The following is a 20,020-nucleotide window of genomic DNA, read 5'->3' on the forward strand; positions in this document are numbered from 1 at the left end:
TGCAACCATCGACGCCTTCCTCCCCATGCCTGCCGACCCTGCGAATCGTCGTCCGATTGCCCAAGTGTTTCGTGCCACGGCCCATCGAGCCACTAGGTGGTGCACGAGGGTTGGCATCCAGCCCAACTGGATCTCCTATGCCTCGATGGCCGCGAGCAGCATCGCGGCCGTAGCGTTCGCCTGTAGCGGGACCCACCTCGGCATGTTGCTCCTGGGGTGCGTGGCGTGCGTGGTGCGGCTGTGGTGCAATATGCTGGATGGAATGGTGGCTATCGAGGGGGGCACCATCAGCCGCCAGGGTGAGATTGTCAACGAGCTACCCGATCGCATTTCCGACGTGTTGATCTTCGTTGGGGTCGCGCTCAATTCCACCTGCAGCATTCATGCTGGCTACGCGTCCGCAATCGCCGCACTATTGGTGGCTTACGTCGGCATCATTGGGCAGACGGTTGGAACACCGCGGCAGTTCGGCGGGTGGATGTCCAAGCCCTGGCGAATGGTCGTGGTGATGTTGGCCGCCCTGTTGACGGGCATCGTGGGCAACGAGGTCCTCATATCGGTGGTAGGGCAGGGCGTCAGCTGGTTAACACTTGGCTGTTGGGTTGTAGTAGCCGGAGCGGTGCAGACGGTCGTGGTTCGACTACGGCGCATCATGCAGTGGTTGGCGGAGAATCCGGACCGATGATTGTCGCTTCTCGCAGGATCGGGATGCCAGTACAATGCGGGCTGAGGGGCAGCGGGGTCAGTTGATGAGATCGCAGCCTGCACTGATCGAATACCTGCTGCCACCTGCCCTGCGATGGACCCACTGTTTCTGCGGTATTGTTGGATTCTGGGTGGCTGTTTGCTGGCGGCCGCCGGCGGGATCGTACTTGCTAGGTTCGCCGGACGCGATGTTTCGCGTGTGTGGCCCACCTATCGAAGCTGGTTGGTAATCATTCCGCTAGCGCTGGCCACCATCTACCTGGGCCCGATTGCTGTGACCGTAGGGTTTGCCGCTCTGTCGCTGGCGGGCGGATACGAATACGCTCGCGCCACGGGTCTGGCAACTCAACGTGGCTTGATGGTGGCGGTGGGGCTGCTGGTAATTTTAACGTATGCCCTGGTGCTTTTCTCGACCGCGGTGCGACCAGACTTGGCCTGGAGCCTGTTTGCCGCCATGCCCGTGTGTGCGGTGGTGGTACTGTTTGCCGTGCCTGTGGTTCGGAACAAGTCGGTCGGCCAGTTCTCCTTCGTTGCTCAAGCCTTGGTAGGGTACCTGTTGGTGGGCTGGATGCTGGCCCACACCGCGTGGATAGCCCCATCGCCCTACGCCACGGGGCTGCTGCTGTTCTTGCTGTTTACCGTGGAAACCAGCGACATTGCCGCGTTCACCTTTGGGTCGTTGCTGGGACGGCATCCCCTGTGTCCGACGGTGAGTCCAAAGAAGACTTGGGAGGGGGCAATCGGCGCGCTGATCGTGGCGCTCGCCTTGCCTTGGCTATTGCGATTCTCGTTTCCCAGTCACATCCACTGGTATCAACTGTTGATGATCGGCCTGGCTGTGGGGGTTGGTGGTCAGCTTGGCGACTTGTCGGTCAGTCTGATAAAACGAAGTGTTGGGGTGAAAGACATGGGCAATTCAATCCCCGGACACGGTGGCGTGCTCGACCGAATCGATAGCCTGCTGTTTGCCGCGCCGCTATTTTACTACTCGTTGGGCACGTTCGCAGGTCCGTAGCAAGCCATGCCCGTTCTGCCGCTTTTCAACCCACACCTGCAGAAGTTCACGTGACCACGCAAGCGCTTTCTTCGACCGAGGCCAATCGTGCTTGTAGCGAGCAGACGATGATGCTGGCCGATGGTACACCGCTGTTTTATCGCTGCTGGAAGCCAACCACACCGCAATCGCCGGCGCCGCGCCGCGCGGTGTTGCTGGTGCATCGCGGGCACGAGCACTCCGGGCGGTTTCTCGATGTGGTTGACAAACTGGGGCTGGAAGATTGCTGGCTGTTTGCCTGGGACGCCCGTGGCCATGGCCGCAATGCTGGCCCGCGTGGCTACGCTGAAGGCGTGGGACAGTTGTCCGCCGATTTCGACCAGTTTGCCAAGCACATCGCTGCGACGTACGACATTCCGTCGGATGGCTTGGCGGCGGTGGCGCACAGCATCGGCGCCGTAGTGCTGGCGGCCTGGGTGCACGACTATGCGCCGCCCCTGCGGGCCATGGCACTGGTAACGCCGGCGTTTCGTGTAAAGCTGTACGTGCCGCTGGCGATTCCTGGTTTGCGGCTGTTACACAAGGTTCGCCCGCAGGCCAAGGTTACCAGCTACGTCCGCCCCACGATGCTGACGCACGACTCACAGGCAGCAGCCGACTACGCGGCCGATCCCTTGATCAGTTCCAGCGTGTCGGTGCAATTGCTGCTCGACCTGCACGACACCTCCACGCGTTTGCTCGACGATGCGGCCGCCATTCACACGCCCACTTTGCTGATGACGGCTGGCTCCGACTGGGTGGTTCGCACACGGCCGCAACAACAATTCTTCGAACGTCTGTCGACCGATGAGAAGCAGTTGGTCGAGTATCCGGGCATGTACCACGACCTGCTGCACGAAACCTGCAGTGGCGAGGCGTGCCGCGCGATCGGTGAGTTCATTCGGCGGCATTTCGATCAACCTGCTCCACCGCCCGCGCTAGCCGAGTCCGATCAACGTGGCCCCTCTTTCGATCGCTGGAAGCAGTGTGCCAAGCCGTTACCCGTGGTGCATCCCAAATCGTTATATTACAACGCCACGCGGATAGTGTTGGGTTCGGTTGGCCAGTTGAGCCACGGCATCCGGCTCGGCTGGCAGAGCGGCTTTAATTCAGGGCGGACGCTCGACTACGTGTACGAGAACCGCGCCCGCGGAACCACGCCGATCGGCGTGGTGGGCGACCGAGTGTACCTCAACTCGCCTGGCTGGTCGGGCATCCGTGTTCGTCGGCAGCACATGGACCAACTGCTCGACTCGGCCATCGAGCAACGGTCTACTGCCGTGCCCGATCGGCCGCTACAGATCCTCGACGTGGCCGCTGGTGCCGGAAGGTACGTGATGGACGCCATTACCCGGCATCCCGAACAGGCGATCGCCGCAACGCTGTGCGACCAGGATGCCGCGGCGCTTGACGCCGGGCGAGTTGCCGCCCAGGAGCGAGGACTTTCCTCCGTAAAGTTCCGCCAGGGCGATGCCTTCGACGATCAGCAACTGGCCGCCACGACGCCCCGACCCGATGTGGCCATCGTGTCTGGATTGTTTGAGTTGTTCGCCAGCAACGAGCCGATCACGCGCACGCTGGCTGGCCTGGCGCGCTGCATTCAACCGGGGGGATATCTCATTTACACCAACCAGCCATGGCATCCGCAGCAGGAGCTGATTGCCCGCGCCTTGCATGGCTACGACGGCAAACGGTGGGCCATGCGGTGTCGAAGTACGGCCGAAATAGACCAACTTGTCGCGGCGGCCGGGTTCGAGAAGCAGCAGATGCTGATCGACTGCTGGGGCATCTTCACCGTTTCGCTCGCCAAAGCCCAATAGATTTCGCATCCCTATGTTGCCATTCGATTCGGAAACACTGTCCAACTATTTTCGGCTGATGAACGCCCACGCCTTGGCGCAGACGTACCGGGGTGCGCTGCACTCGGGCCTGGCAGACGCGCTAGCTGGACAACCCGCCACCATCGATCAGTTGTGCGACGCTTGTCAGCTTCAGCCACGTGGTACCGAGATTGTGCTCGACGTTCTGCAGGCCGCTGGTCTTGTTGTGCGAGATGGCGAGCTGTTCAGAGCATCGCCGCTGCTTGAGATTTTGCTGTCGGGCCACTACCGCGAGCTGGGCGATCAGTACTGGCGTCACCTGCCCCAGTTGTTGGCCACCGGCGAGCCGATGGCGGCCATGGATTCAGTGGCCGATAGTGAAGAGCACTATCAGACACAGGCCATGGCGCTGGGTTGGATGATGGTGCCAGCCGCCCAGCGGGCCGCGGCGATCCTCTCCCGCGAGTGCCCACTGAACGATGCCCAGGTGTTGGACGTGGGGGCGGGCTCGGCCGTGTGGAGCCTGGCGCTCGCCAAGGTAAACGCCTCGCTACGAGTGACGGCCGTCGACTGGCCCGCGGTGCTCCAGGTCGCTCAGCAGTTTGCCGTTTTTGCCGGCGTCGAAGATCGGCTGACTTGCGTGGCGGGCAATTTCCACGAGGTCGACCTGCCAACCAGCACGTATCAACTGGCCATCGTGGCGAATGTTAGCCACCTGGAAAGCGCTGAAAACGTCACCAGGCTGCTCTCGCGAGTTCGTGCGGCGCTGTTGCCCGGTGGACATGTGGCGATTGTCGATGCCCTGGCCGAGTCGCCCGATCAGGACCGCGTGGCGCATGGCTTGTACCGGCTGGGACTCGCCCTACGAACCGTGGAGGCCCGTGTTCATCGGCAAGAAGAGTTACGGGCGATGTTGGCCGATAGCGGCTACTGCGATACCGAGTACTACCCGCTTGCCGCGCCGCCGCACATGGTCGGCATGTTGCTGGCCCGTGCGCCCACGTGAAAAACTCCCCTATTCTGCCGCCTGGACGCGGCTCTCAACGTCTTCAGGAAGCCACCATGAACCGCCAAGTTCAACTTGCCGTGCTGACCGTCCTTGTCTGCTTAGCTTCGCAACGAGTGCATGCTGACGAACACGTGGCCGATCGTGAGGCCTTGCTCGAGCTCAAGGCGATTGCCGAGAAGGCGATGAGCGAAGAGGATCAGATTCAAACGCTGGGGCCGCACGTGACCGATGACTTTAGCATCGTCACGTTCACCAGTCGCCAGTTCGACGACTTCGACGTGTTTGTCAAAGAGTGGAACATCTCGCGAGAGAAGTTTCTGCAGGGCGGTACGTACTCCGTGAAGCTCGCGCACGAACCGGCCACGTTCGACGGCGACATTGCCACGTGCCATGGCAATTCGACCAACATCATGACCACGGGCGAAGGCCAGCGGTACGAGTTCAATTCGCCCTGGACGGCCGTGTTTCGCAAGGAAAATGGCCAGTGGAAACTACTCCGCGCACATAGCTCGATCAATCCGTTCTCGAACCCGGTGCTCGATGCCAACATTCAGAAGTATTTGTGGATGATCGGCATTTCCGCTGGTTTCATTGGCCTGGTGGTCGGACTGCTGGCAGCCAAGTGGATCGCTCGCGGCAAGACCAAGCCGACCGAGTAGGGCGCAGCTCCGTTACCCGCTGGGCTGCACCGCTGGTTGGCCACCTGGCTGCGGTCCGCCAGGTCCACGTTGTTTTTGGCCGTTGCCTGGCTGTTGTTGGGCGGGTTGCTCCTGCTTTTCCGGTTTGCCACCTACCCAGGGAGTGCCGAAGGCTTCGGCCAGTGCTTTCTGCAAGGCCTCGGTCGAGACGCCGCTGTTCACCGTGTGGACGCTTACCGCCATATCGGGCTTGGCGGCCTCGTCCAGGCTGTTGACGATCTGCAAGACGCTTTCGAACAGTTCCTCCTGCACGGAGATGATGACGGTGTTCGAAATCTCGTCCACACCCACCGACAGAGCGCCCTGGAAGCCCACTTTCACAGGAGTCGGCCGCTTGGCGGTATCGCCTCCGGAGTTTTGCTGGCCGTAGCGAATGATGGTGGTGGTTTCTTTGGTGCTGCTGGCGCCCTTCTTGTCCTCGGTCTCGAACTCTTTATCGCGCGAACTCAGCAGGTCGCGGTACACTTCCTTGAGCGCGGCGGCCACCACCTTGGCCCGCGAGTACCGCAGTTTGATAGCCGCGGTGCGGCGGGTAGTCGCATCGTCATCTGACGGCTGGTCATACGCCTTCACGAGAAGTTCGATCTCGCGCAGTTGCGAGGGCGACGCATTAGCTACCAGAATGGTGTTGCTTGTGGGATCCCAGTCGAGTTGCAGCTTGCGCCGCTGCGACATCTGGGGCGACGTCGACTTCGATTTGCCTGGGATGTACTCCCAGATATAAGTATCGAAGTACCCCTCGGTGTCGTCGCCCTTTATCTCTTCCTCATACAGCTTATCGAGCGTCATGTAGATGGTATGCGCTCGGACGTACTTTACAGGAATAATGCGAAACCGCTCCTGCGGTGGCATGGCCGATTCGATGAGCTCTTCCAGACGATTGAGTGCCTCGGTGTCGTCGCTGGAAAGTACCAAGCGACCATCGGGGGCAATCTTCACCGTCACTGGCGGGGCATTGCTGGTGGGTTGTTCCGCTGGTTCCTCCGCGCTCGACTTCTCCACGGCGAATTGGAACACTTTGCTGCCGCTGGACTGGGCACGAGTTTCACGGTCGGTTGGCACAGTCGACTTGGCGGGTTCTTGCTCCCTTTGGCGAATGCCCGTGGCGCCGGTGGGGCCCTCGATCAGCAGTTGGTTCTTTCCGGTTTGTGGCCAAAGCCGGCGAATCTCTTGCAGCAGCCGGGCGGTTTCCTCCGGCGGCAAGGCTTCCACCACTCGGATCCTTTCGCCTGCATCCGCTTGATCGAGCGGCTCGCCCAGCTTCAACAGAAAGTCTCGCACCTGCTCGAGTTGTTCGGGGGTGGCGCGGACGATCAGGCGATTGTTTTCGATGTCCGCGTCAATCCGCACGTCGGTCGGCGGTTTTTCCTCTTCCTGCCGATACGGGTTGTATCCCCAGGGATCCCAACTGCGATAGCGGCTGTTTCGGTCGTCGTCTTCCTTCTTGGGGGCGAACATCGTCCGCAGGGTACCTGCCACGGCGTCGGCCGGATGTTTGCGGAGGGTAAAGATCATGGTTTCCATGCCCGCTTCGTCGAGCTGTTCGATCATGCGGGCTATCTTCTCGTGATCGTTCTCCGTGGCGCGAGCGAACAGGATGTCGGCCCGGCTGTCGGCTCGTAGCTCGGTAAGCGGACTCAAATCGCCAATTTCTTCGAGCGTCGATTGCAGCGTTCGTGGGTCGATGGTCTCCAGCTTGTAGCTCTTCGGCACGCGATGCCCGGCCAGTGCGGCCACGTCCACTGGCTCGCCGCCCGCTGGCACATCGAGCAACTCCACAGTGCGGCGAATTTTCTTCAGCTCCATCGGTGGAGCGTTGATCAATACGCTGTTGCGATGCGAGTTGTAGGCCAGGTAAACCTGTGGGCCTTCCTTTTGCAGCATTTTCGAAACGTCCTTGCCGGCGCCCTGCATCTGCTGCAGCAACTGCATCTTCTGCTGCTGCACGGCCAGTTCCTGTTGCGATGGCCGCGAGGCGGGGTCGAGCCCCAGCACCACGTACAGGATGTCGATGATTTTTTCCGCCCGCCGATGCTTCAGCACCATCTCCACCGGTACCACCTGACCATCGGCCGCCAGGCGTTCTTCGTTCAGGATCGAACTCACCAGCCGGGCGCTGGCTACCGTGGAGATCATCAGCACCCGCCGGGTGGCTGGCAGGGGAATCACCTTGGCGTGCTCGCTGGCCGCCTTTTTGATATCCTCGGCCGCCGCCGCTACCTCGACGCCTTCAGGCAGCATGAACGTGATCTTCACGTAGTCGTACGGCTGCAGGTCGTACAGGTCTTCTTCTTCGACGCGTGGAATCAGACTCGGATCGAGCTTGTCGATCTTGAACACGCTGAGTACTTCGCCCGTGAGAATCATCGTGTAACCGCGGGCGTGCAGTTGCTGGTTGATCAGGTTTCGAGCTTCCGGCAGGGTGTAGGGACGCTGCGTGGATAGATTCAGATAGCCTTTCGGCAATTCGGTCCAGGAGAGATTGCAGTCGGATACGTTGGCCAGCCACTGCAGTACATCGGGCCAATACTGGCCGTTGAAGCTGAACGTGACCAATCCGCTCGCATCGGGTTTGGCTTCCAGTTCCTTGGGGTCGGCAACCGTCGGCGGTTTTTCGGGCGGCGTGACCGAATCGGATGGCTCTTCTTTCGGCTCGTCCTTCTTTTCCTTGTCCGCTTCCTCTGGTTTCGTTTCGGGGTTGCCTTGCTCGGCCTGTTGGTTGGGGGGAGTCTGGCCGCCGGGTTGCGGTGTTACCACCACGCCCGGCTGCGGACCGCCGGTCGGCTGTATACCCGGCTGCCCAGCGGCGGGAGCGAAATCCACACTTCCCACGACGGGCTGTTGCGACCAAACGCGGCCGGCCGACAGCAGTGCCACTGCCGGCAGCAACAACGCCGCGAACTTACGAACGACCAGCCACCTGCATATCGACAACACGCCTAGCCCCTTCCCCTGAGTAGTCAAGCCGGTCACCGCCCGCTGCCGGCCGCCCGCCAGTATAAGGGCGGACCGGTAGCGCGTACAACTTTTTTAGACGCACAAGGCGCCGATAAGGGTCCGCGAATTAACTTAGAATTCGTGGAAAAGCAGCAAGGTATTGCGACAAAAACGATGACAGTGAGCGTGAACCACTCAGATTGCCGGGTCGGCCCCTGCCGATTGCCTGGGTTGCTGCGTCCGATCGCCTGCAGTTCGGGCCTGGGATCGCGACCGTTGCTACAGTGCTGCCACCACGGCGTCGGTAAATTCGGTGGTGCTGGCAGTGCCACCGAGGTCGCCCGTGATGCGCTTGCCCTCGGCCATTACGGTGCGAATGGCGCCATCCACCCGATCGGCAGCGTCTTTTTCGCCCAGAAAGCGAAGCATCAGCACGGCGCTCTGGATGAGTGCGGTGGGGTTTGCGAGTCCTTTGCCAGCAATGTCCGGCGCCGTGCCGTGCACGGCTTCGAACACGGCGGCGTCGTCGCCCACATTGGCACTGGGCGTCACGCCCAGTCCGCCGACCAGCCCGCTGGTCAGGTCACTCAAGATGTCGCCGAACAGATTTTCCATCACCAGCATGTCGAACTGGTTCGGGTCGATCACCAGCTTCATTGCCGCGGCATCGACGATGCAGTCGTCGAACTCGATGTCGCTGTAGTCGGCCGCCACTTTTCGGCAACAATCGAGGAACAACCCATCGCTCAGCTTCAGGATGTTCGCCTTGTGCACGCAGGTCACTCGTTTGCGGCCCTGGCGGCGAGCCGTGTCGAACGCGAACTTCGCGATCCGCTCGGAGGCCTTCGCACTGATCACCCGCAGACTCTCGACCACGCCGGGCACCACGGTGTGCTCCAGGCCGCTGTAGAGACCTTCGGTGTTTTCGCGAATCACGATCAGGTCGATATCGTCGTAGCGAGACTTGATACCCGGAATGGTCCGCGCTGGACGGAAGTTGGCGTACAGCTGTAGCTTCTGCCGCAGGGCCACGTTCACGCTGCGAAAGCCGCCGCCACTGGCTGTGGCCGTGGGCCCTTTGAGCGAGGCATCCGCCCCGCGAATCGCAGCGAGCGTCTCCTCGGGAAGTGGGTCGCCCGTGCGTTCGAAGGTGGCAAGCCCGGCATGGGCCTCCTGCCAGTTGCACTGGACGCCGGTCGCATCGACAACGCGTTTCGCCGCATTCACGACCTCAGGGCCGATTCCATCGCCGGGGATATAGACAATGTTATACATGTGCTGCGATTTGTTAGTGGTGAGCCGACGGCGTTAGCCGCGGGTAATGAAATAGGGTTGGATGTTCTACCACATTCCGCCCCCGTCGGAGACCTGGGTGCCTCCAGAATCGTAGAACGGAATTTATTCCGTTGGTAGTGTTGAGCAACGCAAGTAATGGAATAAATTCCGTTCTACGACTCCCGCGCGTCCATCGAATACCAAACCGTCGTGCCGGCCACCTGCTGGGCTTCTTCGCTCCCGTCGGCTTGGACAACATCTTTCACGGTCATCGCAGGCGAGTCGCATTCCTCGTTTTCAATTTTTTCGTACAGCGCCTCGTCGGAGGTCACTTCCGAGAGCGCCCGTTTGGCCGCCAGGGTGGCGTCGCCCGCTTCGACCAGCAGCCATCGCACGAAGCCGTACTTGTCTTGCTCGCCTTCGACCGTCACGAGCAAGTTGCCCGCTTCGATGGCTACTAGGTATTCTGACATCGATTTCACTCCCTGGCGTCCATCGGCACGGTTAGCGCCGATGCTCCGCCCGCGGTCACACTCACCACCAGGAAGCCATCTTCCGGTGGACCCTCGGCGAATACCGGCGTCAGATACTCAAATGTATTGGGCACTTCGCGTTTGCATTCCCGCCAACCCTCGGCGCGGGCGTAAACGGTGGTCTCGTCGTTGGGGTTGTTGGCAATTGCGTCGTCCACAGCGTCGTCGCCCAACCATGCCCGGGCGATCTGACCGCCAATCTCATCCTCGCAGTCGACCAGAATCACAACGGGCGACTTCATGCCCCGTTCGATCGCCTGGTCGTAGGTTTCGAATAACAGCGCCAGGCTCGACTCGGCCAATTCCTGTTGCTGCTCAAGGGGATCGTCGGACATCGGTAGAACGGAGTTGATTCCGCTAGTTCTAGGTTTTTCTTAGGTGACGGAACCGTTTCCGTTCTACGACATTGGAAACGATAGCGCAAAAAAAACAAGGCTCGGCCACCCGTGGGGCAACCGAGCCTTGCGGCTACAGGAGAGCCAGTTCAACCTCAACATCCGCTACACTCCACACTATTCTCTGCTTACCGATTACTGGCGAGCATTCTTGAACATCTGGAATCCTTGGCTCAGGATCGTCGGTACTCCACCACCGCCGCCACCACCAGGGTTGCCACCACCAGGATTGCCACCGCCCGGGTATCCGCCGCCACCTCCGCAACCAGGCTTACGGGGAGGAGTCGGGTAACCGCCGCCACCACCACAACCTGGATTTGGCTGGGGATACCAGTTACCAGGAGGATTGAAGCCAGGGTTGGGATTCACTTGCGGGTTGACCTGAGCCGTCGGCAATCCGCCACCTCCGCCGCCATTGAAATTGTCGCGGGGGTAGCAAACCACCTGCGTGTATCGCCCCGAGCGAATGTCCAAAACGTTCATGCGAGCGGTGCCAGGGTTGGTGGCGACCATCGTGGTGGGGACTCCAGGAGGCGAGCCGCCAGCATTACTGGTGGCTTGCTGCAGGATGTTGAGTGCCTGCCAGTCGCTGTTGGCAGTGTAGAACTTTTGATTGTTCACGCTGTAGATCATGTCGCCCGGTTCGAGGCCGGCTTGGGCGGCAGGGCTGTACGGTGTGACCGAAGTGACCTTCAGGTACTTGAACCCAGAGGTCTGATAGAGTTGGACGTTCATACCGAAGTGCCAACGGTTTTGGGCATCGGCTGAAGCGGCGAGCGAGACAGTAGCGATAGCAACGAGCAACAAGTTTTGAGCAAGGCGAGACATGATAGGGCTCCTTTCGAGAGCTAGGGGAGATTGTTGTTGGCAGGCAACCACTTGTTGCCGCCACTCAGACTGGCGGAGAAACCCCTCCGACCCCTTATCGAAAAATGAAAAAAACCCTTCGAAGGCCAGTAGTCCCTGAAAAACAGATGTTTTTGCGACTTGGGGCGGTTGGCGGCGATCCGCCAGGCGAAGAAAATTCTGCTAGTACGACTAGCCGGACGGGCTGCTATAATGCCGCCTATGCCCGATAACTCCTCCGAACTGACCATGCTGCTGGGCCGTGCAGCCCAGGGCGACCAGCAGGCCCATTCGCAGTTGTTGGAAGTGGCCTACGACGAACTCCGCCGCCTGGCCGGCGGGATGATGCGTCGCGAGCGGCCCGACCACACCTTGCAGCCCACGGCCTTAGTAAACGAAGCATCGCTGCGGATGCTGGGGCAGGGGGGTTCGCTGGCCAAGAAGGATCGGGCCTACTTTTTCGGCGCGATGGCCACCGCCATGCGGCGCGTATTGGTCGACCATGCCCGCGCGCGTGGCGCCCAGCGGCGTGGCGGCCCCGAGCAGCAGAAGGTGCCGCTGGACGAGGCGGTCGACGCCATTCAGCAGGACGGCCGGCTCGATCTGTTGTCGCTCGATGAGGCGCTCGACCAGCTTGCCACGCGTAGTCAGCGGCAGGCGGAAGTGGTGACGCTCCGCTTTTTCGGTGGTCTGAGCGTGCCGGATATCGCCGAACACCTGGGCGTCTCGGTCTCGACGATAGAGAAGGATTGGCGGATGGCTCGCGCATGGTTGCAGTCGCAACTCGAGGGCGCATCGATTGGTTCCAGTCTCGCTCCGCCACCACAGTAACCGTGCATGAATACCGAACGCTGGGAACAAGCTGGCGAACTGTTCGAGCAGGCGCTTGCGCTCACCACCGGGGAGCGTGCCGCGTTTCTCGATAAGGCTTGCCAGGGCGATGACGACATGCGTCGCGAGGTCGAGTCGCTCTTGGCCGGCGAAGAGTCGGCCAGCGCCGCCGATTTTCTCGATCCCAATCTCCTGAGCCAGAGTTCGCTGAGCCTGCCCGCGCAGTTGACCGATCCCATGATCGGCCAGCGGTTGGGCAACTACGAGATCAAAAAACGTATCGGCCGTGGGGGCATGGGCAATGTGTACCTTGCCACGCGGACCGAGGACTTCAAGCGTCGCGTAGCGATCAAGCTGCTCAAACGCGGCATGGACACCGACGAGATCCTGCGGCGGTTCCGCATGGAAATCCGCGTGCTCGCCGCACTGGGGCAGCACGATAACATTGCCAAGTTGCTGGACGCCGGCACCACCGACGATGGTTTGCCATACTTCGTCATGGAGTACGTCGAGGGGAAACGCATCGACGACTACTGCGATACCCATCGGCTGGGCGTCCGCGAGCGGCTCGCGCTGTTTCAAAAGGTGGCCGAGGCCGTGCACTTTGCCCACCAGCACACGATCATCCATCGCGATCTGAAACCGAGCAATGTGATGGTGGGGCAGGGCGGTCAGGTCAAGCTTATCGACTTCGGCATCGCCAAGCTCACCGCGCCGGAACTCGGCGGCGAGACCGCAGCGCCTACCGCTACCCAGCAGCGGGCGATGACGCCCGAGTACGCCAGTCCCGAGCAATTGCGGGGCGATTCGCTCACGACGGCCACCGACGTATTTTCGCTGGGGGTGCTGTTGTATGAACTGCTCACCGGACGCCGGCCACAGGATGTCTCGGACACGCAGCGCAGCACCGAAGAGCCGAGCACCGACTTCCGCGAGTTTCCGCGGCCCAGTTCCGTGGTGCTTCGCGACCGGACCAAAAAAGGCGGTGACACGACCACTACCGCCGGCAACATCGCGGCAGCGCGCAACACTTCGCCGCGCGGGCTGCGCGATCAATTGCGGGGCGACCTCGACAACATGGTTGGCAAATCGCTCCGCGCCGAACCCAAGCGGCGGTACGCCTCGGCCGGACAGTTGGCGGCCGACATCGAGCGTTACCTGACGGGGGAGCCCATCGTTGCCCGGCCGTTGAGCGGTGCGGAGCGACTGTGGCGAACCTGCCGCCGCAACCCGGTGGGGGTGAGCATTCTGGCAGGAGTACTAGCCGCCACGCTGTTTGGCTTGGCGTACCTGACGCACCTGTCGACGTCGCTCGTGAAGCGCGGCGCGCTGGCCAGTGCCGAGCAGCAGGCCAACATGCTGCTGCACGGCCACAAGTACTACACCAACGTGCTGGACGAGCTGAAGCATGCATCGCCCGAAGCGGCCGCCGACTTGAAACCGCCTGCCACGTTTACGATCGAGTTGTTCGAATACCTGAGCAAGAACAAAGCCCGCAGCGGGACCCAGGCTCGGCTATTGAGCCGCTATCCGTTCCGCAACCGCCAGGACCGCCCGGGGCTGGACGACTTCGAGAACGCTGCGCTCGACACCTTCGATGCAGGCGAGACCACCAACTATCACGAATTCCGCAACGACAATGGCGAGCCAACGCTCCGCTACGCGCTCGCTATGAAGATGCAGCAGTCGTGCGTCGATTGCCACAACAGCCATTCCGACAGTATGAAAAAGGATTGGCAAGTGGGGCAGGTCCGCGGCATGATCGAAGTGATCCGCCCGCTTTCCGATGATGTCGAACGTACACGTACAGGATTGCGCGGCGCGCTGTTGTGGACAGGTTTCTTCCTGGTCGGCGTATTCGGCATCGCACTGATCATCCTCCGCCGCGACGTTTGATAGTCACTCTGGCGCGCCACTGTGGCTGAAGATAATCTGCGCAAAAAAAAACAAGGCTCGGCCCTCCCGTAGGGAAAGCCGAGCCTTGCGGTTTGATGCTCTAAGGGAGGCCGACCTCTCGTCGAGAGGCGGCAGCCGCTCAGAAGCAGGTGGTGGCTGTCCTGTGGGACAACCCGCCGGTCATCGTCAGGTTAAGCCACCTCGCTGGCTACTAGAACAACTGTCGTACAAAGTACCACCTCCTTCCTATATAAGACCAGGCGCGAGCCACGGTGAATGCCAGAGACACTGCGGCCGGGGCCAACTAGTCCGTCGCACTGCGTTAGTGCGACCCTCTACCCATTACTATAGTCGGCGAGTCCGAACACCGCAGCGCGAAAAAACCCGAGATTTGGACGCTTCACGGGAAATTCACGCCGCTCTCGCCGGGGGGTAGGACCCCGGAAAACGGGCCAGGGTTCGCCAAAAAAACGGCGAACCGTAAGCGCTAACGCCCGGAGACTCAACGAGACTTGCAACGCCGCCAAAATGCCACGCTGCCAAGTACCATGGCTACCAACCCAACGGTCCCCGGCTCGGGCACCGCGACGGTCGTCGCCAGGTACTCCTCCAAGTACAGCGAAGCCGCGTGCAACTTTGTCACGGGGTCGTCGCCAGGCGGTGAGAAGATCAGGTACAGGCTATCGCTCGGTTGGAGGTCGGGAGAGCCGGAGTGCAGTGTGAACTCCAACGCGTACAGCACGCCGGCAGGCGGGGTGTTGATGCTGTAGTACAACGGGATGTCCGACACTCCCGTGGCAGGGATGGATGGCGAGATCAGCAGATCGCCAAGTGCGTTGGAGTTGGTGTTGTAGGGGGCGATCGATTCGATGGTGATCAGTTCGCCCGGCGATAGGGGTTCCAGATCGGGCACGGTGCCCGCGGGGGGCATGATCGGTGGATTGCCCCACTTGCTCGTCGACTCCCACTTCAGATACAGCGGATAGACCTGCAACTCCGCCACCGGATTCGGCACGTCGAACTCGGGCGAGAACGCGTACGCGAAATTGGGATTGCCGGGGACGGCTTTCCAATGATCGTGCACCGCGTTGGGGTAGGTCCGCGTGCCATAGTCGGGCGCGGTCGGGTCGTTATTCGCACCTTGCGCCGTGAGCTTGCTATCCTCCACGCCCACCGCAATCCGTCGCCCAGCGTGCGCATGCGCGAGCGAAGAAGTCGTGTAGAGCAAAAGACCGACCAATGATAGAGAGCGAACCAGCCGCCAGTTAGTATCACTCACAACAATCGCTTTCTAGGAGTAGATCGGAGTTGGACGAATGCTGAGTATGGAGGAACATCCAGTCTACTCTACTTCCGCGAGGCACGCCAAACGCTACAGCTGAGGCGAGGCATTTTTGCAGGATTTTCAGCTTGTCCAGAGATTCAGAGGCATGCACCACGTCGTCAGTGATCCAGCGTGCATGGTGTGATAGAATACGATCGCTATATCCGCCGAGTCGGATTTCTACAACGCCGAAGTCCAGGGGGGACCGATGCGATTTCCACTAAGCTCGTCGTGCAGAGTTCGAATCCAATGGTGCCAACGCTTGGGCCTCACACTTGCCGCGACAGTGGCCCTTGTCCACATCGCGTGGTCTGCCACCCCATGGTCGACAGCCGGAATTGACCTGCAAGAGTGGGCAGCACGGGTAGAAACCATGCGTTTCGCTGGCATTGGCATCTGCATGGATCCCCAAGGGCATCCCATTGTGGGGGCTAACGTGTGGCTTATCCGCAAGTATGGCCCGCACTACTTTCGCGTTGTCGCTACCACCACTACTCGGGAGGATGGTTCCTACGAAGTGGAGCAGATAGAAGGCTTGCTTCACGAGTATGCCCACGACCCTTTTCTTCGGGAGATTCAACCGCTGTCTGTCGTCGTGCACCACCCTGGGTACGCCTGGGCGATCAGGGACAAGGTGCCGGCCTGGCCCGCCTGTGTGGTCATGCAGCCTTCCGAACCGCTTACTGGCGTGGTGCTGGACCAGCGGGGACGCCCTGTGCGTGGCGCCAATGTTCGAGCGGGGACCGCGCAGCACATCGACTTATTGTACCGGACGGGCCTCGTAACTACCCGCACGGACGAGCGAGGCCGCTACCGATTGGAGCTATTTCCTCGCTACGATCGTGCAGCGAAGGATGCACGCCTGGGAATGGGGCAGCCTGGCAGTGTGCATCATGAACCTTACCTTTTGTGGGCGACTGCAAGCGACGGTTCGTACCAGCGGCAAATTATCGAGCGAGTACCCGCTGACACGGCGGTCCGCTTGCAGCCCGGCACCCAGGTGAAAGGGCGCGTGGTCAATGCCGCCGGGCTGGCCTTGCCGGATGTCGGGGTGCAGCTCGAACCGTCCTCGTATCCATTGGCTCCGCCCGACAGCGATCAGCTTGCGCATCACCTGCACTACAAGGCCAGCGACTATACTCAGACCGACGCCGATGGCTATTACCACTTCGACGCGTTGCCTGCAGCCGAGTTCAACCTCTATGTTGTTCCATCAGATGAGAACGGCGACGGTCGTCCTGACTTCATCCCCCACAACGATGCGAAAGTCGATTGCGAGGAGGCCCAATCGCCTATCGTCGAGGTGAATGATCTGGTGATTGGTTTCGGCCGACCACTAAGGTTGCAGCTCGTAGAGGAAGCTGCTGGCGCGCCGCTTACGCTCGAACGACCGCAGCTAGTGCGGGTGGTATTCAATGCCAACCCGCGGGGCGCCTCCCAGGGGATCATGATTCAATCGCAGGTGTGGTGTAACACGCACGGGCAGGTCGATTGTCAGGTCCCACGAGAAGCTGGCAGAGTGTTGGTGCAGATGCTGAGCGTCCAACCTGAGACAGTATTTCGATTTCGCAGGTCGGTGCAAGTCGAAGTCCCATCAGTGGACGAACATGCAGACGATTCGACTTTGGAGATCGTGGTGCCGGTGCCCGACCGTTGAAGTCGCCGCTCCACTATCTGCGATGCATCATTCCGCCCACTTCAACTCCGCAATATACAACCCGCCGCGACCCCATCCCGCGCGGGTGACGTACCACCGGTCGCCATCGCGGATGACCTCCGCGCAGTGGGCGGGGAAATCGCCGATCTGGTCTTCCAGCTTCCACTCTTCGGAAGTGTCGCTCTCGTAGACGGCCGTATTGTCGTACGGCGTGTTGGTGCAGACAAACAAGTACTGCTTGCCCGCCCGCTCAACGACGAAAGGCGACTCGGTGGGGCCGCCGAACGTGCCGACCTTGGGGTGGGTGAACACCTCGTGCTCGTTGCGCCACTCCGTCAGGTTGTCGCTGGTGGCCTTCATCACCACGTGATTGCCCTGTTTGGCGGGACGCGTGGCCGTGTAGTACATAGCCCACTGGTCGCCCTCGCGGCGGACGCACGGGTCGCGGGCGTCGAAACCGTCGATGACCATTGGGTTCTCGGGGTGCCGCGTCCAGTTGAACAAGTCGGACGACGTGGCCAGGTTGATGCGATAGTGCTGAGAGTCTGGCCCGCCGGCGCAGTAGTACATGTAGTAGGTGCCGTCGTGCTCCACAACGTGCGGCGCCCAGAGGTGCGCCTCCCACCACGGCTCGCCTCGCGCCACGGTGAGCGCAAAGGCGTGCTTTTGCCACGGTTGCTGCAAGAGCGACTTCGCCGTGGCGTGAGCAAAGTGGATCTCATCCTGCGGCCTGGCTGGCTCCTCACGCGTGATGCCAAACATATGCCACCGCTTGTCCTTCCCACGGATGAGGCAATGGTCGTTGATGTACCACTTTTCGTCCTCGTTAACCGAAGGATCGTAGATGTGCGTGAACTCGCCGACGGTGAAGCGGGGGGCGGCCTCGGGATCGTCGGCCAGGGTGGCGGCTGAACTCACGACGAGTATGAGCCCAAACCACATAGCGATTGTCCAATGCATGGCCGACCCTGCTGTTGAAGCTGTCATCAGGTAATTCCTTTCGGATAGATATCTTACTCCCAACTTGCTAGAACCAAGGTAGGATTCCAGCGCGACACAGAAGCTTGTTTTGCACGGTGTAAATGGTAATCACTACGGAGTTCTGGAGCCAAGCATCGTTTTACGCGAACGTAACCCAAACGCCCAAAACCCTATGAAACGCTATATTGCACGAACCTTTGGGGAGGTCGAGGACTCTTGGGAAGAATGAAACAACTTTGGAAGTACTCAACCCACGACTTCCGCCGTAGGCTGAGGCTTTGCGAACTGGGATCGCTTCCCTGACCCCTGACCCCCGAATCCTGACCCCTCCACAATGAACCGCAAGCAGCTGCAAAAACTTGGTGTTCCGCCTCGCTGTGTGAAAATTGCCATACAGACCTTGAGTCGCGCTGCGCAGGAAGGGACCGGATTTGGACTGAAGGGCAAGCACGCCAAGGAACTGGTAGCCGGCGTGCTCGACAGCCCGCTGACGTACCTGCACGATCCACTGTGGGGGGAGTTTGCGCGGGAATTGATGACCGCCGATATCGAGCCCAAGATGGAGCCCATCGAATATCAAACCTGGGGCGACGAGATCGACCCGGGGGCGCACGCACAGATGCGCGACGCCTGCCGGGTGCCGAGCGCCGTCGGGGCGGCGTTGATGCCGGACGCGCACATTGGCTATGGCCTGCCGATCGGCGGGGTGCTGGCGTGCGAAGACGCCGTGATTCCGTACGCCGTGGGTGTTGATATTGCCTGCCGCATGAAGCTGTCGGTATTCGATATGCCGGCCGATGCGCTCACCAAGCGTCGCAACCTGCTGGAAGAGGCCCTGATGGGCGGTACCCGCTTCGGCGTGGGCGTGGAGCATAAGCCGCGTCAGCGACATGAAGTGCTCGACCGTGATTGGAAGATCACGCACGTCACGCACCAGAAGAAGGACACCGCTTGGAAGCAGCTTGGCACCAGTGGCTCAGGTAACCACTTCGTCGAGTTTGGCCAGTTAACGCTTGCCGAGCGAGACGAAGAGCTGGGCCTGGACGCGGGCGAGTACCTCGCTTTGCTTTCGCACAGCGGTAGCCGTGGTGCGGGCGCCGCGGTCTGCAACTACTACAGCCAGATGGCACAGCGACTGTTGCCGGACAGCTGCAAACAGTTGGGCCGGTTGGCATGGTTGTCGCTCGACACCGAGGAGGGCCAGGATTACTGGGCTGCCATGAACCTGATGGGCGAGTACGCCGCGGCGAACCATGCGGTGATCCATCGGTTGGTGGCCAAGTTGGCCGGGGCCAAGGTGATTGCGGGCGTCGAGAACCACCACAACTTCGCCTGGAAGGAATTCCACGAGGTTCCCGGCAAGGGGCGTCGCGAAGTGGTGGTGCATCGCAAGGGTGCCACTCCAGCGGCGGCCGGTGAGTTGGGCGTGATTCCCGGCTCGATGGCCGACCCGGCGTTTGTGGTGCGAGGTCGTGGTAATCCGCAGAGCCTTACCAGCGCGTCGCACGGCGCGGGGCGTCGCATGAGCCGCCGTCAGGCGAAGGACACCTATCGCTTCAACGCGGTGAAGAACGATCTGGCTAAGAAAGGCATCACCGTGCTGGCTGCCGGCAGCGATGAAGTGCCTGGCGTGTACAAGGACATCCGCCAGGTGATGGCCGCCCAGCAGGACCTGGTCGAGGTGGTTGCCCAGTTCGATCCGAAGATCGTCCGTATGTGCGGCGACGGCAGCAAGGCGGAGGATTGACCGGCGGGGCGAGGATCGAGGGACGAGGGTAGTTGATCCAATAGACAGCGAGGCGGTTGTCGCAAACAATTGGTGTGACTACCAACTCGCCCCTAACCCCTCGCCCCTCACCCCTCACCCCTCACCCCTCACCCCTCACCCCTCATGGACGACCTCACTTACATCTGCGATTCCTGCGGCGAGGAGATCGTCATCCCACTCGATCTTTCTCAGGGATCGGAGCAGGAGTACGTGGAAGACTGCCCGGTGTGCTGTTGTCCGAACGTGATTCATGTCGAGGTGGATGAAGACGGCGACACGAGGTGTTGGGCAGAGCGGGAGTAGGCGGGCGCG

17 protein-coding genes are annotated in these 20,020 nt (G+C 61.0%); 10 read left to right on the forward strand and 7 right to left on the reverse strand.

Translation table 11 applies throughout. From position 1 onward, the window contains the following. Positions 1-25 precede the first annotated feature (25 nt). From NG895_RS26935 to NG895_RS26955, 5 genes are all read left to right on the forward strand, one after another. Positions 26-685, forward strand: a complete 660-nt coding sequence (locus NG895_RS26935; protein WP_252855666.1) for a CDP-alcohol phosphatidyltransferase family protein — start codon at positions 26-28, stop codon at positions 683-685. Positions 686-799: 114 nt separating this feature from the next. After that, positions 800-1,720: a phosphatidate cytidylyltransferase gene (locus NG895_RS26940; RefSeq protein WP_252855667.1), complete on the forward strand. Its 921-nt coding sequence runs from the start codon at positions 800-802 to the stop codon at positions 1,718-1,720. Between the two features lie 50 nt (positions 1,721-1,770). Then, complete coding sequence (locus tag NG895_RS26945; protein ID WP_252855668.1) at positions 1,771-3,558, forward strand: bifunctional alpha/beta hydrolase/class I SAM-dependent methyltransferase; 1,788 nt, start codon at positions 1,771-1,773, stop codon at positions 3,556-3,558. 13 nt (positions 3,559-3,571) lie between these two features. Then, positions 3,572-4,564, forward strand: a complete 993-nt coding sequence (locus tag NG895_RS26950; protein WP_252855669.1) for a class I SAM-dependent methyltransferase — start codon at positions 3,572-3,574, stop codon at positions 4,562-4,564. Between the two features lie 56 nt (positions 4,565-4,620). Then, positions 4,621-5,226 (forward strand): YybH family protein, encoded by a 606-nt coding sequence (locus NG895_RS26955; RefSeq protein WP_252855670.1) that lies wholly within the window; start codon positions 4,621-4,623, stop codon positions 5,224-5,226. 12 nt (positions 5,227-5,238) lie between these two features. On the opposite strand, the gene NG895_RS26960 is transcribed toward NG895_RS26955, so the two are convergent. The 5 genes from NG895_RS26960 to NG895_RS26980 all read right to left on the reverse strand — a co-directional run bounded on the left by NG895_RS26960 (position 5,239) and on the right by NG895_RS26980 (position 11,233). Continuing rightward, positions 5,239-8,202, reverse strand: a complete 2,964-nt coding sequence (locus NG895_RS26960) for a secretin N-terminal domain-containing protein (RefSeq protein WP_252855671.1) — start codon at positions 8,200-8,202, stop codon at positions 5,239-5,241. A 279-nt stretch (positions 8,203-8,481) separates the two neighbouring features. Further along, positions 8,482-9,477, reverse strand: coding sequence for an isocitrate/isopropylmalate dehydrogenase family protein (locus NG895_RS26965; RefSeq protein WP_252855672.1), 996 nt, complete (start codon positions 9,475-9,477; stop codon positions 8,482-8,484). 173 nt (positions 9,478-9,650) lie between these two features. Further along, positions 9,651-9,950 (reverse strand): hypothetical protein, encoded by a 300-nt coding sequence (locus tag NG895_RS26970; protein WP_252855673.1) that lies wholly within the window; start codon positions 9,948-9,950, stop codon positions 9,651-9,653. 5 nt (positions 9,951-9,955) lie between these two features. Beyond that, complete coding sequence (locus NG895_RS26975; protein ID WP_252855674.1) at positions 9,956-10,345, reverse strand: hypothetical protein; 390 nt, start codon at positions 10,343-10,345, stop codon at positions 9,956-9,958. Between the two features lie 195 nt (positions 10,346-10,540). Continuing rightward, positions 10,541-11,233: a PDZ domain-containing protein gene (locus NG895_RS26980; protein ID WP_252855675.1), complete on the reverse strand. Its 693-nt coding sequence runs from the start codon at positions 11,231-11,233 to the stop codon at positions 10,541-10,543. A 240-nt stretch (positions 11,234-11,473) separates the two neighbouring features. On the opposite strand from NG895_RS26980, the gene NG895_RS26985 reads away from it, so the two are divergent. Together NG895_RS26985 and NG895_RS26990 are read left to right on the forward strand one after the other, a co-directional pair. Next, positions 11,474-12,082 (forward strand): sigma-70 family RNA polymerase sigma factor, encoded by a 609-nt coding sequence (locus tag NG895_RS26985; protein WP_252855676.1) that lies wholly within the window; start codon positions 11,474-11,476, stop codon positions 12,080-12,082. Positions 12,083-12,088: 6 nt separating this feature from the next. After that, positions 12,089-13,978, forward strand: a complete 1,890-nt coding sequence (locus tag NG895_RS26990; protein ID WP_252855677.1) for a protein kinase domain-containing protein — start codon at positions 12,089-12,091, stop codon at positions 13,976-13,978. 502 nt (positions 13,979-14,480) lie between these two features. Here NG895_RS26990 and NG895_RS30700 read toward each other — a convergent pair. After that, a complete protein-coding gene (locus NG895_RS30700; RefSeq protein WP_252855678.1) occupies positions 14,481-15,257 on the reverse strand; it encodes a PEP-CTERM sorting domain-containing protein in 777 nt (258 codons plus the stop codon). A 418-nt stretch (positions 15,258-15,675) separates the two neighbouring features. Here NG895_RS30700 and NG895_RS27000 point away from each other — a divergent pair, with 418 nt between their 5' ends. After that, positions 15,676-16,959, forward strand: coding sequence for a carboxypeptidase-like regulatory domain-containing protein (locus tag NG895_RS27000; RefSeq protein WP_252855679.1), 1,284 nt, complete (start codon positions 15,676-15,678; stop codon positions 16,957-16,959). 27 nt (positions 16,960-16,986) lie between these two features. On the opposite strand, the gene NG895_RS27005 is transcribed toward NG895_RS27000, so the two are convergent. Next, positions 16,987-17,946, reverse strand: coding sequence for a family 43 glycosylhydrolase (locus tag NG895_RS27005; protein WP_252855680.1), 960 nt, complete (start codon positions 17,944-17,946; stop codon positions 16,987-16,989). 328 nt (positions 17,947-18,274) lie between these two features. Here NG895_RS27005 and NG895_RS27010 point away from each other — a divergent pair, with 328 nt between their 5' ends. Continuing rightward, complete coding sequence (locus NG895_RS27010) at positions 18,275-19,687, forward strand: RtcB family protein (protein ID WP_252855681.1); 1,413 nt, start codon at positions 18,275-18,277, stop codon at positions 19,685-19,687. Between the two features lie 144 nt (positions 19,688-19,831). After that, positions 19,832-20,011, forward strand: coding sequence for a CPXCG motif-containing cysteine-rich protein (locus tag NG895_RS27015; RefSeq protein ID WP_252855682.1), 180 nt, complete (start codon positions 19,832-19,834; stop codon positions 20,009-20,011). Positions 20,012-20,020: the final 9 nt, after the last annotated feature.

The sequence above is a fragment of the Aeoliella straminimaris genome, from assembly GCF_024054565.1.
In the GTDB taxonomy this organism is placed as follows: Bacteria; Planctomycetota; Planctomycetia; order Pirellulales; family Lacipirellulaceae; genus Aeoliella; species Aeoliella straminimaris.